Annotated in this window: 16 protein-coding genes; 15 read left to right on the top strand and 1 reads right to left on the bottom strand. The window is 57.0% G+C overall.

What is annotated here, in order from left to right; all coding sequences use genetic code 11:
- From mdcC to mdcH, 6 genes are all read left to right on the top strand, one after another.
- Window positions 1–300: a malonate decarboxylase acyl carrier protein gene (gene mdcC, locus WFN87_RS21225; RefSeq protein WP_008453713.1), complete on the top strand. Its 300-nt coding sequence runs from the start codon at window positions 1–3 to the stop codon at window positions 298–300.
- A complete protein-coding gene (locus WFN87_RS21220) occupies window positions 293–1,123 on the top strand; it encodes a biotin-independent malonate decarboxylase subunit beta (RefSeq protein WP_336983671.1) in 831 nt (276 codons plus the stop codon). The genes mdcC and WFN87_RS21220 overlap by 8 nt, the downstream gene beginning before the upstream one ends.
- Window positions 1,123–1,923 (top strand): biotin-independent malonate decarboxylase subunit gamma, encoded by an 801-nt coding sequence (gene mdcE / locus WFN87_RS21215; protein ID WP_336708778.1) that lies wholly within the window; start codon window positions 1,123–1,125, stop codon window positions 1,921–1,923. The genes WFN87_RS21220 and mdcE overlap by 1 nt, the downstream gene beginning before the upstream one ends.
- 126 nt (window positions 1,924–2,049) lie before the next feature.
- Window positions 2,050–3,009: an AEC family transporter gene (locus WFN87_RS21210; protein ID WP_166877368.1), complete on the top strand. Its 960-nt coding sequence runs from the start codon at window positions 2,050–2,052 to the stop codon at window positions 3,007–3,009.
- A gap of 3 nt (window positions 3,010–3,012) precedes the next feature.
- Entirely contained in the window at window positions 3,013–3,633 is a 621-nt protein-coding gene (locus tag WFN87_RS21205) for a malonate decarboxylase holo-ACP synthase (protein WP_336708780.1), read from the top strand.
- Complete coding sequence (mdcH, locus tag WFN87_RS21200; RefSeq protein ID WP_336708782.1) at window positions 3,630–4,538, top strand: malonate decarboxylase subunit epsilon; 909 nt, start codon at window positions 3,630–3,632, stop codon at window positions 4,536–4,538. Before WFN87_RS21205 ends, mdcH begins: the two co-directional genes overlap by 4 nt.
- Here mdcH and WFN87_RS21195 read toward each other — a convergent pair.
- Window positions 4,522–5,460 carry a LysR family transcriptional regulator gene (locus WFN87_RS21195; protein WP_336818284.1) on the bottom strand — a complete coding sequence of 313 codons (939 nt, stop codon included), beginning with the start codon at window positions 5,458–5,460 and terminating at the stop codon, window positions 4,522–4,524. The two genes, mdcH and WFN87_RS21195, sit on opposite strands and share 17 nt — an antisense overlap.
- A gap of 402 nt (window positions 5,461–5,862) precedes the next feature.
- On the opposite strand from WFN87_RS21195, the gene WFN87_RS21190 reads away from it, so the two are divergent.
- The 9 genes from WFN87_RS21190 to WFN87_RS21150 all read left to right on the top strand — a co-directional run bounded on the left by WFN87_RS21190 (window position 5,863) and on the right by WFN87_RS21150 (window position 12,650).
- A complete protein-coding gene (locus tag WFN87_RS21190) occupies window positions 5,863–6,165 on the top strand; it encodes a glycine dehydrogenase (protein WP_166877355.1) in 303 nt (100 codons plus the stop codon).
- Between the two features lie 17 nt (window positions 6,166–6,182).
- Window positions 6,183–6,545, top strand: a complete 363-nt coding sequence (locus WFN87_RS21185; protein ID WP_008453696.1) for an SFCGS family glycine-rich protein — start codon at window positions 6,183–6,185, stop codon at window positions 6,543–6,545.
- 2 nt (window positions 6,546–6,547) lie between these two features.
- Window positions 6,548–6,844, top strand: coding sequence for a DUF4312 family protein (locus WFN87_RS21180; RefSeq protein ID WP_008453694.1), 297 nt, complete (start codon window positions 6,548–6,550; stop codon window positions 6,842–6,844).
- A gap of 24 nt (window positions 6,845–6,868) precedes the next feature.
- The gene (locus WFN87_RS21175; RefSeq protein ID WP_008453692.1) at window positions 6,869–7,645 is read left to right on the top strand and encodes a DUF4311 domain-containing protein; all 777 of its coding nucleotides are present in this window, start codon (window positions 6,869–6,871) and stop codon (window positions 7,643–7,645) included.
- Between the two features lie 11 nt (window positions 7,646–7,656).
- Complete coding sequence (locus WFN87_RS21170) at window positions 7,657–8,298, top strand: DUF4310 family protein (protein WP_008453690.1); 642 nt, start codon at window positions 7,657–7,659, stop codon at window positions 8,296–8,298.
- Between the two features lie 55 nt (window positions 8,299–8,353).
- The gene (locus WFN87_RS21165; RefSeq protein ID WP_336983672.1) at window positions 8,354–9,487 is read left to right on the top strand and encodes an amidohydrolase/deacetylase family metallohydrolase; all 1,134 of its coding nucleotides are present in this window, start codon (window positions 8,354–8,356) and stop codon (window positions 9,485–9,487) included.
- Window positions 9,471–10,583 (top strand): DgaE family pyridoxal phosphate-dependent ammonia lyase, encoded by a 1,113-nt coding sequence (locus WFN87_RS21160; RefSeq protein ID WP_166877349.1) that lies wholly within the window; start codon window positions 9,471–9,473, stop codon window positions 10,581–10,583. Before WFN87_RS21165 ends, WFN87_RS21160 begins: the two co-directional genes overlap by 17 nt.
- A 2-nt stretch (window positions 10,584–10,585) precedes the next feature.
- The gene (dagF, locus tag WFN87_RS21155; protein ID WP_336983673.1) at window positions 10,586–11,326 is read left to right on the top strand and encodes a 2-dehydro-3-deoxy-phosphogluconate aldolase; all 741 of its coding nucleotides are present in this window, start codon (window positions 10,586–10,588) and stop codon (window positions 11,324–11,326) included.
- Window positions 11,327–11,498: 172 nt separating this feature from the next.
- Window positions 11,499–12,650 (top strand): beta-propeller fold lactonase family protein, encoded by a 1,152-nt coding sequence (locus tag WFN87_RS21150; RefSeq protein ID WP_166993238.1) that lies wholly within the window; start codon window positions 11,499–11,501, stop codon window positions 12,648–12,650.
- Window positions 12,651–12,695 lie beyond the last annotated feature (45 nt).

The following is a 12,695-nucleotide window of genomic DNA, read 5'->3' as shown; positions in this document are numbered from 1 at the left end:
ATGGAACACATTACGTTGTCATTTCCGGCAACCCGCACGGCCACAGGCAAAGCTCTGGCTGGCGTGGTGGGCTCCGGCGATATGGAAGTCCTGTTTACTGCCGCACAGGGGCAGATTCTGACCATCGACATTACCACCTCCGTCGATAACAGTGAAAAACGCTGGAAAGCGCTTTTCGAGCGCCTGGCCGCGCTGAGTCAACTGCCTGCCGGGCAAATGCACATTCATGATTTTGGCGCGACGCCGGGCGTGGCGCGTATCCGCATTGAACAGGTTTTTGAGGAGGTGGCTCATGCGTGACGACAGCAGTTTTATTGAATTAAAAGCACGCGAGCGTGCCCGTCTGCTGCTTGATGAAGGCAGCTACCGCGAACTGCTCGATCCTTTTGAGGGCATTATTTCGCCATGGCTGGGGCCTCAGGGCATTGTGCCTCAGTCCGACGACGGTATGGTCGTGGCCAAAGGTACGATCAACGGTGGTCCGGCGGTAGTGATTGCCATCGAAGGCGCATTCCAGGGCGGCAGTATGGGTGAAGTCTCCGGGGCGAAAATGGCTGCCGCGCTTGAGCTGGCGGCGGAAGACAACCGCAACGGTATTCCGACGCAGGCGGTGCTTTGCCTGGAAACCGGCGGCGTGCGCCTGCAGGAGGCTAACCTCGGCCTGGCGGCGATTGCCGATATTCACGCGGCGATTGTCGATCTGCGTCGCTATACCCCGGTGATTGGCGTTGTCGCTGGAACCGTGGGTTGCTTTGGGGGGATGTCGATTGCCGCTGCACTTTGCAGCTATCTGATTGTAACTCGCGAAGCGCGCCTGGGCCTCAATGGTCCTCAGGTTATTGAGCAAGAAGCGGGCATTGAGGAATACGATTCCCGGGATCGGCCGTTTATCTGGAGCATGACCGGTGGCGAAGTTCGCTACCAGAGCGGGCTGGTGGACGCGCTGGTTGGGGACGGCGTTCACGCAGTCAAGCAGGCGGTCAACAAAGCCATCGCCAAAGGCGTTCCGGCACTGCATCGCACCGATAACTACGCGTGGTATCTGGATCGCCTGACCCATTTCGACACCAGTCAACAGGCTGATGCCGAACAAATCAAACAGCTTTTTGGGGAGAAACGCTAATGAGCCAGAAACTGAATCGTGCCGCTGTTTGGCTGGGCACTCTGGTCCCGGATGCACCACGTATGGCGGGACTGTGCGCCTCCGTACAGGTCGCCGACGGTAACGTTGACGGAAAACCTGCACGCTTTATCGCTGTGGTGCCCGATGCCAATAACCATTACCCCCGGGCTGCTGGCGGCGAAGTCGGGCTGTTAGAAGGCTGGACGCTGGCAAAAGTGGTCAGCGAAACCATCGCTGAAGATGCCGACAAAGCTGAAAAGCGAGCCATCATCGCCGTTATTGATGTCCCTAGTCAGGCCTATGGTCGCCGCGAAGAGGCATTCGGTATTCACCAGGCGCTGGCAGGTGCCGCAGGCGCTTACGCCAACGCTCGTCTGGCCGGGCACCCTGTTGTGGGCCTGATTGTCGGCAAGGCGATGTCCGGGGCATTTCTCGCTCACGGCTACCAGGCTAACCGACTGATCGCTTTTAACGACCAGGGCGTAATGATTCACGCGATGGGGAAAGAGTCCGCCGCGCGGATCACCTTACGCACCGTCGAGGCGCTGGAAAAACTGGCCGCGACCATTCCTCCAATGGCCTATGACATCAGCAATTACGAAACCCTGGGTCTGCTCTCGATGCTGCTGGATATCCATAATCCGGATGAGCCGAAGAGTGACGATGTGACAAAAGTACAGGCTGCCCTGAGTACGGCAGTGAAAGAGGCTCGGAGCGATACTTCGCTGAAATGTCGTCTGTTGGCGAAAAATCGCCACAGTTCGGCGCTGGTTCGTGAACGCATGCGCGCCAGCTGGTAAGAAAAAAGACAGACCTGCCGGATGCTATAACCAGACACGGCGCGCCGTGTCTGAATAAAAAGACGTCCGAAAAAATAATAAATATCGCGACCGTGCTAACTCTCTTTATTGACTCAAGGTGAAGTTATGACTTACGTGATCGTTCATGCTCTGGCCCCTATTTTTGTCATCATGCTGCTGGGATTTTTCGCCGGCAAAGCGAAAATGGTCGATAACAAAAATGTCTCGCTGCTTAATATTTTTGTCATGGACTTTGCTCTACCCGCCGCGCTGTTTAGCGCGACAGTACAAACGCCGTGGCTTGGCATTGTTCAGCAGTCACCGCTAATCGTGGTACTGGTGCTTTCGATGTGGATTACCTATGCGGCGATTTACTTCCTGGCGACCAGCGTATTTAAAAAGTCGCCGCAGGATGCCGCCGTGTTGACGCTTACCGTGGCGCTGCCTAACTATGCCGCGCTTGGCCTGCCGATTTTAGGCAGCGTGCTCGGGGAAGGCTCCTCGACTTCGCTTTCCGTCGCGGTGTCGATTGCCTGCGGCTCCGTCCTGATGACGCCGTTCTGCCTGCTGATCCTTGAACGTGAAAAAGCACGTGCGGCAGGGGAAAACACTGGCTCAACGCTGACAATGTTGCCTGTACTGATGTGGCGTTCGGTGAAAAAACCTATCGTGTGGGGACCGTTGCTGGGGGTTGTACTGTCGGCTGTCGGTGTCCGGATGCCTGACTTGCTGCTGGCTTCTATTAAACCGCTGGGCCTGGCCGCTACCGCAGCCGCATTGTTCCTGACCGGCGTGATCCTGTCTGCGCGTAAGCTGCAGATCAACACTATGGTTATCACCGCGACCGTTACCAAACTGCTTATCCAGCCGTTTATCGCCTGGGGCATCGTGCTGGCGCTCGGCCTGACTGGCCCGGTGGCCATTACCTCCATTCTGATGATTGCCCTGGCCGCCGGCTTCTTTGGCGTAGTTTTTGGCAACCGGTTTGGTGTGCAATCGCCGGATGCGGAAGCCGTGTTGTTGCTGAGCTCGGTACTCTCTATCCTGTCGCTACCGCTGTTTATTACGCTGACTTCAGGAATTTAACCTATGCCGACATTGCGCCCCCACGATCTCCTTTGGCTCACCGACCGCGAAGCACTGGAGGGGGTTCGCGAGGAGTGGATAGCCAGCCAGTGGCGTCCTGCGCTGCCGGTAGTGGTACGGCGTGATGTCGAACGTGACGGACGTGTGCCGGTAGGCGTGCGGGGGATGCGACGCGATCAGCGAGCAGCGGGCTGGGTAAGTACGGCGAGCGTTAAACGCGTTGTTAGCCCTGAAGCGTTATCCAGCCGTGAGCTGCTGCTCAATTCCCCGTTTGTTTCCATGCCGCCGGTGCAGGGCGCTATTCAGCTGGCGAGCCGCCCGTGGGCATGGTGCTGGGGTATTACCGGGAGCGTAGGTTACGCGCTGGCAACAGAAATGCCGGTGATGCATGCCGCGAGCGATCTGGATGTGCTTATTCGCAGCCCACTGCCGATATCAAAAGAGGCGCTGACAGAGTGGCAGAGCCTGACCGGGCGACTGCTGTGCAGGGTTGATACGCAAATCGAAACGCCTTACGGCGCTTTTGCGCTGGCGGAATGGCTAAGAGAAAAACGCGTGTTGCTGAAAACGAATCAGGGGCCGCTGCTTGTGATCGACCCCTGGTTGCCGGAGAAAAACGGATGAAAATACTTTTTACTTTTCCCGGGCAGGGAACCCAGCGTGTGGGCATGCTACAGGATCTACCCGAGCGCGACGCCATCCTGACGCAGGTCAGGGCAGTCTTAGGGGACGAAGCAGGCCAGTTAGATAGTGCTGCTGCGCTGAGGCATACTCGTGCCGTACAGCTTTGCCTGCTAATCGCAGGTGTCGCCTGGGCGCAGGAGCTTGAGCGTAGCGGCGTAAAACCAGACATGGTCAGCGGACTGTCTATTGGCGCGTTTCCGGCAGCCGTAGTCGCCGGCGTTATTTCCTTTTCAGATGCGCTGCGGCTGGTGGCGCTTCGCGGCGATCTGATGGAGCAGGCTTATCCTGAAGGCTACGGCTTAACGGCTATCGTCGGGCTGCGTCTGGAACAGGTGGAACTCCTGGTGGCGGGCAGCGGCACTTACATCGCGAATATTAATGCTGAACAGCAAATCGTCATCGCCGGTAGCGAGGAGGCTATGGCGAGGGTTGCGGGTAGGGCGCTTGAGCAGGGGGCTCAAAAAGCCCGGCAGCTGGCGGTTAGCGTGCCCTCTCACTGTGCCTTGCTGAATGCGCCTGCGCAGAAGTTAAAACAAGCATTTGCTGATGTGGAGCTAAGTCGTCCCAACTGCGCTTATCTCAGCGGCAGTACGGGCCGGGTACTTTGGCAACCAGAGCTAATTGCGGAAGATCTGGCGCTGAATATGGCCCGCACGGTGCGGTGGCGAGAGGCGATGATTGCCGCCAACGAGCGCGACGTGCGGCTGGCGATTGAAATGCCGCCGGGTAGCGTGCTTTCAGGCCTGACGCGGCAGGCGTTTCGTGAGGGGATCACCGTTTGTCGCGAACAAAACAGCGTGGCGGCCATTGTCCACCTTGTGGAAAAAACTAGGGCGGCGCGTTAGGCGTATCGATGAACGTGCGGGCGTACATTCGCCCCTCGGCGGCCAGCGCCAGTAGGTTCGGGTCATGTTCACGGTTGCGGGCAAAGACGATAGCGATGGTTTGTTTCATCTGATATTGCTCGGCCAGCCTCAGCAGCTGCACTGAATTTTCATACACCTTCTTCATTCTTCCGGGCATCAAGGTTAGCCCTACACCCGCCTGTACCAGGCTGACCATTGAGAAAATGTCGTTTACCCGAGTAACGATTTCCGGCTCGAAACCGGCGACGTTAAAGGCTTCCTGAAATCCCGCATAGGTGGCAAAGCCTTCCGCCAGAGAAACGAATTTCTCCGCGTGGAACTCACGCAGATCTGCCGGGTGTGAGGTGTCCAGCGGGAAGCTGGCCGGTGCTGCCAGGAAAATATCGTCTCTAAACATGGGCAGGACTTCCAGCCTCGAGCGATCCACTTCACCTTCAGAAATGGAAATCAAAATAGCGTCCAGTACGCCGTCTTCCAGCATATTTAGCAGCACCTGGTTTGAGCCCATGGTGAGATCCATTTCCAGCTCCGGCCGCCTGAGCTTCATGCCCATGATAAGTTTCGGAACGGTTTCGAGCGTCAGGGAATAGAGGGTGCCGATACGCAGTCGCCCCTGGCCTACGCCTGCCGTCTGGCGGGTTTCATCGATGCCGCGCGCCATCAGCGCAACCACTTCTTTGCTGTGCTCCAGCAGGGTAAATGCCGATTCGAGCGGTACCAGGTTGCGCCCTTTATGAATAAACAGCGGGCAGCGCACACCTTCCTCCAGGGTATGCAACGCGCGGTGCACGCTAACCCCGCTAATACCCAGCGCTTCGGCGGTGCGCGCAATGTTCCCTTTCTCCATAAACTCCATGAATATCTCAAGCTTGCGGAAAGTGATTTCAGCGTCGATTTTCATTACCCGGCGATAACCCCAGTCGGAAAAATTATGCCATTAAGGTATAGCAAACGAGACCAGACGGCACTGATGAGCCGCAATAAGCAGCAGGATTTACCGTTGCGCCACGAACGTATCCATCATAAGCAACGCCAATGATGGCGCTAAAACGGTCCTTTCATCACACTTTCAAACAAAAAGCGCCGCTGGAAAAACGGCCTTTTATCACCCGGTTATGTGAGCCAATTCACGGTAAGCCAGCGGAAAAGCGCTATTCCGGCTCTTTATGTGGAACAGATCACTATTGCCGCCGCGATTTCCACTTCGAAGTGGAAAACAACTCGCTACAAACCTTTCCCCCCGCCAGGTAGCTTAAAAAACAGATTAGTTAACGAGGTACCCAGGGTGAATAACGGAGCGGTAATGGTTAATGAAGCCGAGGAGTTAACGGCGCGTATTCAGGGTTTTATTGACGCGCTGTTCAAAAGTAAGCACATCACGCCTAACGGGGTACAGGAACAAATGCTGGCCTCTCACGTGAAGGCGATGATTCATCGCTCTCTGACCGGAGAGCCGTTACCAGAAGTGGAAGAGAGCTTGTTCGAGGAGATCTCCGCGGAGTCGATGGAAATGGCGCAGGCGGTGGTCGATCAGTTCGGAAATCTGCCGGTAGAAGAAGCGTGGTTGCTGTCAGTGCATTTCGAAGTGGCGAAAGACAATCTTTGAATAATCAGGAGAAAACAATGGAACAAATTACCGTAGTCATTGGTGACCGTCTGGGCAAAGGCCAGAAAGTTGCAGCAGGGATCGAAAAAGCGGGCGGTCGCGCCGTGGTTATTCCAGGCGTCGCCGCCGACATGAAGCTGGGCGACGTGATGAAAGCGGAGAATGCCACCTTTGGTATCTCCTTCTGCGGCAGCGGCGGCGCAGGTGCTATCACCGCACAAACCAAACACGGCTACAAAGCTAAGTACGGCATGCGCTCCGTTGATGAAGGCGTGACGGCGATTAACGAAGGCAACAACGTGCTTGGCTTTGGCTTTATGGACAAAGAAGAGCTGGGTGAGCGCCTGGTACAGGCGTGGAACAAGAAGTACGGCAGTTAAGTATGAAAGAAAAATTCGCTACCACGGTGCGAGTTAGCGGGCGCGGCGATACCAAAGCCAAAGCCTTTTCCGACGCCCTGAATCACGTTCAGGGCACGGTGCTTAAATCCACCAACCACATTCTTCTGCGCATTGAGCCACAGGACGTGCAGGTTGTTCAGGCGCAGGTCAGGGTGCGCAAAGAAGCTTTTCTGTTCTTCTTCCTGCGCCGGGAAAGGCGGAGCTACAGCGTGGAGCTGGATGTTTCCGTCAACGTGACGGCTCTTAACCTCGATGAGGTGGATTTCGTCGCACAATAAAATAACACTAACAAGGGCAGACTCATGTTCTTAATCATATTATTCAAATCACTCATTATCGGCGGCCTCGTCGGTGTGGGCGTTGGTGCCGGGGCCGCGCGTATGTTCCATGCGCCGACCTCTCAGGGCATGGGCGCATTTCGTACACTCGGCGAGCTGAACTCCTGTGAAGGGGATCCGGCTTCTCACTTCTCCTTTGGGCTTGGCTTCTTCTTTAACGCCTGGGCATCTTCCGTCGCGGCGGGGGCATTCACCCAGGACGTTGACCACCGCATTATCCCTAACTGGGGCGCGGCTGCTCTGATGGTGAAGAACCGTAACGTGGCGGAAACCCTCCACGACCCGAAAAAAATGGCTATCGCCTGCGGCATCATCGGCATGATCGTGGTGGCGTTCCTGAACTCTACGGCCTCTGCGGTGCCGGCGGCACTTCAGGTCACGGCAGTCAAAGTGCTGGTGCCTGCGGCTAACCTGCTGGTGAACACCGTGATGCCGGTTATTTTCTGGCTGGCGGCTATCGACGCGGGCAAAAAATCCGGCTTCTGGGCAACCATTTTCGGCGGCGCAGCGCAGCTGATCATGGGCAACGCCGTGCCGGGCCTGGTGCTCGGTATCCTGATCGGTAAAGGCGTTGAAGAAAGCGGCTGGCACCGTGTCACCAAAGTGATGATGACGGCTATCGTGGCCCTGTTTGTGCTGAGCGCCTTCTTCCGCGGGTTCGACATGAAGATGATTGAGTCTTTCCACATGACCGTGCCGAACTGGCTGGATCTGCTGCATAACTCGCTGAGCGGCAAATAAGGGGATAACGCATGGAACAGAATAAAGGCTTTTGGTACGCGGACTGGTCATTCCCGATCTTTGTCGGCCTGCTCTCCTCCGGCGTGTTTGCCGGGACACACATGTACTACCTGTACGGCATCGGCGCGTTTAACGAAGTCGCCTTCGTGGCGATGCTGAAGTCCGGGATTGATACCGGCGTTTACGGCGCGGTGGCGGCGTTTGGCGCCAGCTTCCTGTTTGCCCGCATCATCGAAGGCTCTCTGGTCGGGATCCTGGATATCGGTGGGGCGATTCAAACCGGCGTAGGCCTCGGCGTTCCGGCGCTGCTGCTGGGCGCGGGCTTTGTCTTCCCGGTGGCAAACTTTGCCGCATCGCTGGTGACTGGCCTGGTGATTGGTCTTGCCATTGGCTACATCATCATCCTGGCACGTAAGTTCACCATCAATCAGAGCGACTCGACCTACGGGGCGGACGTCATGATGGGCGCGGGTAACGCCTCCGGCCGCTTCCTTGGGCCGTTGATTATCCTCAGCGCCATGACGGCTTCGATTCCCATCGGCATCGGCTCGTTGATCGGCTCTCTGCTGTTTTACCTCTGGGGCAAACCGATTACCGGCGGGGCGATCCTGGGCGCAATGATTTTAGGTTCCATTTTCCCGGTAGCGTTGTAAGCAGTATTTCCAGGGCGGACGGGCTGTGGCTCGCCCGCCAGTTAAGGAGAAAGATATGTTTGACCTGATCCTGCGCCAGGCGCGGCTGGTGGACGATACCGTAATCGATATCGCCCTGAAGGACGGCAAAATTGCCGCCTTAGGCAAAATAACCGGCGAGGCAACTGAAGAGCGCCAGCTGAACGGCGAATACTACGTCAGCGCCGGCTGGATTGACTCCCACGTTCACTGTTACCCCAAGTCCCCTATTTACCATGACGAACCTGACAGCGTAGGGATTCATACCGGCGTGACAACCGTCGTTGATGCCGGCAGCACCGGGGCCGATGACGTCGACGATTTCTATCAAATCACCCGCAGCGCAGCGACCGAAGTTTATGCGCTACTGAACATCTCCCGCGTGGGCCTGATTGCCCAAAACGAACTGTCCAATATGGCGAATATTGACGCTGACGCCGTGCGCGGCGCGGTGAAGCGCCACCCGGACTTTATCGTGGGCTTAAAAGCGCGCATGAGCAGCAGCGTGGTAGGTGACAACGGCATTACGCCGCTGGTGCGCGCCAAGGCTATCCAGAAAGAAAACGGTGATTTGCCGCTGATGGTGCATATCGGCAATAACCCGCCGGATCTCGATGAAGTGGCTGAGCTGCTGACCAGCGGCGATATCATCACCCACTGCTACAACGGCAAGCCGAACCGCATTCTCAATCCGGCCGGGCAACTGCGAGCCTCCGTGGCGCAGGCTATCCAACGTGGGGTGCGCCTGGATGTCGGGCACGGCACCGCCAGCTTTAGTTTTGACGTGGCGCGTGTCGCTATCCAGCAGGGCATTCTGCCGCACAGCATCAGCTCGGACATCTACTGCCGCAACCGCATCAGCGGCCCGGTGCATTCACTCGGCGCAGTGATGTCGAAATTCCTCTCCATTGGCCTGTCATTGCCTCAGGTGATCGACTGTGTGACCGCGCACGCTGCGGATGGATTACGTCTGAAAAATAAAGGCCGCCTGGCCGTGGGTCTGGATGGCGATCTGACCGTCTTTGAACTGCGCCGCCAGCCAACGGTATTTACCGACGCAGAGCAGCAAACGCTGACGGGTGACCAGGCGCTGGTGGCGCTGGCCGCAGTGCGCGCCGGGAAATGGTTTACTACCGAACAAAGGAAAGCTGAACATGTCTTCGATCTATGAAAAATACAATTTAAAACAGGTGATTAACGCATCTGGCCGCATGACCGCTCTTGGTGTGTCTACGCCTCGCCCGGAAGTGGTGGATGCGGTCACCACCGGCATGAATCACTACTTCGAAATGAAGGATCTGGTCAACAAGACCGGCGCCTACATTGCCGGACTGCTCGATGTTGAAGCGGCGACCGTGGTGTCCTGCGCTTCTGCCGGTATTGCCCAGTCCGTAGCTGCGGTGCTGGTTAAAGACAATCAATGGCTGATCGAGAACCTACATGCGGCCCCACTGGAGAACAACGAGATCGTGCTGCCGAAGGGCCACAACGTTAACTTCGGCGCGCCGGTCGGCACGATGGTGAACCTGGGCGGCGGCAAAATCGTTGAAGCGGGCTACGCCAACGAATGTTCGGCGGACCAGCTGGCCGCAGCTATTTCTCCGCGCACGGCGGCCATTCTGTACATCAAATCCCACCATTCGGTGCAAAAAAGCATGCTCAGCGTTGAGCAGGCCGTTGTCGTGGCGCGTAAGCACAATCTGCCGCTGATTGTTGACGCTGCGGCGGAAGAAGATTTGCAGTGCTACTACCGCGCCGGGGCAGACCTGGTGATTTACAGCGGGGCTAAAGCTATTGAAGGCCCAACCAGCGGGCTGGTGATCGGCAAAGAGCAGTACGTCGAGTGGGTTAAGCTGCAAACTGGCGGTATCGGACGTGCGATGAAAGTTGGCAAAGAAGGCATTCTCGGTCTGACCTGCGCGATTGAACATTACCTGAGCGCAGCCAAAGAGAGTGGGGCCGAAATGGTCGCCAAAATGACGCCGTTTATCGACAGCCTGAACACGCTGAATGGCGTTACTGCGCGCGTGGTGTGGGACGCCGCTGGCCGCGATATCGCCCGCAGCGAAATCAAGTTCGATGAAGCGACCGTTGGCATCAGCACCGGCGAGCTTGTCGGTAAGCTGAAGCAGGGCGAATACGCCATCTACTTCCGTGGCTACAAGGCCAACGAAGGCATTATTGAAGCGGATGTGCGCAGCGTAAGCGCGGCACAGCTGGAGATTATTTACCGCTGCATCAAAGCGCTGGTAAGCAAGGAGAAATAAGCATGAAACTGACCCCGAATTTTTACCGCGATCGCGTGTGCCTGAACGTCCTGGCTGGCTCCAAAGAAAACGCCAAAGAGATTTACCAGGCGGCGGAAGGCCAAGTGCTGGTTGGCGTGTTATCCAAAAACTACCCGGATGTAGCAAGCGCGGTAGCCGACATGCGTGATTACGCGGCGCTGATCGACAACGCGCTGTCCGTTGGCCTTGGCGCAGGCGATCCCAATCAATCTGCCATGGTGAGCGAAATCTCCGGCCAGATTCAGCCCCAGCACGTCAATCAGGTGTTTACCGGCGTGGGCACCAGCCGCGCGCTGCTGGGCCAGACTGACAGCGTAGTTAACGGCCTGGTTTCGCCGACCGGCACCGTCGGGAGGGTAAAAATCTCCACCGGCCCGTTAAGCTCTGGCGCGCCGGACGGCATCGTACCCGTCGAAACAGCGATTGCGCTGCTGAAGGATATGGGCGGCAGCTCAATCAAATATTTCCCGATGGGCGGGCTGGACTGCCGCGAAGAGTACCAGGCGGTAGCGGAAGCCTGTGCGAAGCATGACTTCTGGCTGGAGCCGACCGGCGGTATCGATCTTGATAACTACGAGGAGATCCTGAAGATTGCGCTGGATGCCGGCGTAAGCAAAGTGATCCCGCATATTTACAGCTCAATTATCGACAAGGCCAGCGGCAATACGCGCCCGGTGGATGTTGCCACTCTGTTGGCGATGACGAAGAAGCTGGTGGGGTAAAGTGCTCGCTGTTTCCCCCTCTCCCCAAAGGGGAGAGGGGGAAAAGAAAGGCCGGTTCTCCTTCGAGGGAGAGAGAAGGACTGATGTGAAAAAGAAAGATCCCCTCTCCCTTTTAGGGAGAGGGTTAGGGTGAGGGTATAATCCTCATCAACCACACTTCGAGGACAAACGCATGTCTGCACGCACTCTGCTTGTTGCTTCATTTGCCTTACTCGCCGCCGGCAACAGCGCGGCGCAAAGCCACTATGCCTGGGTTGGCACCTACAACCCCAACGGCGAAGGGCTTTACCGCTTCCAGGTTGACGCCAAAACCGGCGCGCTTAGCGAGAAAACGCTGGTCAGCTCGCTGCCGAATGTCGCACAGCTCACCGCGTCGCCGGATGGAAAAACGCTATATGTCGCCAGCGAAGCCGAGAAAGGCGTGGTATCGGCATTGCGTGTGGGTGATAACGGAAGTGTGACCGAACTGAATCAGGTCTCTTCCGGGGGCGCAGGACCGGTCTATCTGTCCCTGACGCCGCAGGGTAAGCACCTGCTGGTGGCTAACTATGTGAGCGGTTCAATCGCCGTATTGCCGATTAATGCAGACGGTAGCCTGCAGGAAGCCAGCGACAAGCATCAGGACAGCGGTGAGCCGGGCGCGGCAAAACCAGAAGCTGCGGTAGAAGGTAGCTTTGCCGCCAGCGACCATAACGGCCCGCATGCCCATATGATTGCCGCCGATCCGAGCGGCAAGTTTGTCTTCTCCACCGATCTTGGCCTGGATCGGATCTACCAGTATCGCTTCGATCAAAGCAAAGGCGTGCTGGAGCCAAACGATCCGCCGTTTATCGCCGCCTCTTCAAAAGGCGCGGGGCCACGCCATTTTGTCTTTGCCGCAGACGGCGCGAGCCTGTGGTTGATTAACGAAGAAGCTTCTACGCTTACCCATTACAAGCTCGACCGTGAGAAAGGCACGCTGACCGAAGGAAAGACGATTTCTTCCCTGCCAAAAGGCTATAAGGGCACAAGCTTTGCCGCGGGCCTGGTACTCAGCCACGACGGCAAGCAACTGTATGTGGCCAACCGCCTGCATAACAGCATCGCGCATTTTAGCGTGGGCGCTAACGGCGAACTTACGCATCAGGACGACATCTGGACCAGAGGCGACTATCCACGAGGCCTGACGCTGGATAATACCGGCAAACATCTTTATGCCCTGAACCAGCGCAGCGACAACATTACTCGTTTTAGCGTGGCCCCGGGCAGCGGTAAATTAACTTTTATCGAGGATTATACGGCGGTGGGAAGCCCGTCACAGATGGTCTTCACCCCGTTTAAGTAAAGCAGGACGGGGCGCTTAAACGCCCCGATAACCAAAGGAAGCGGT

The sequence above is a fragment of the Cedecea sp. AS113 genome, assembly GCF_037152415.1.
Classification (GTDB): Bacteria; Pseudomonadota; Gammaproteobacteria; order Enterobacterales; family Enterobacteriaceae; genus Cedecea.
This window is presented reverse-complemented; position numbering and strand designations above follow the sequence as displayed.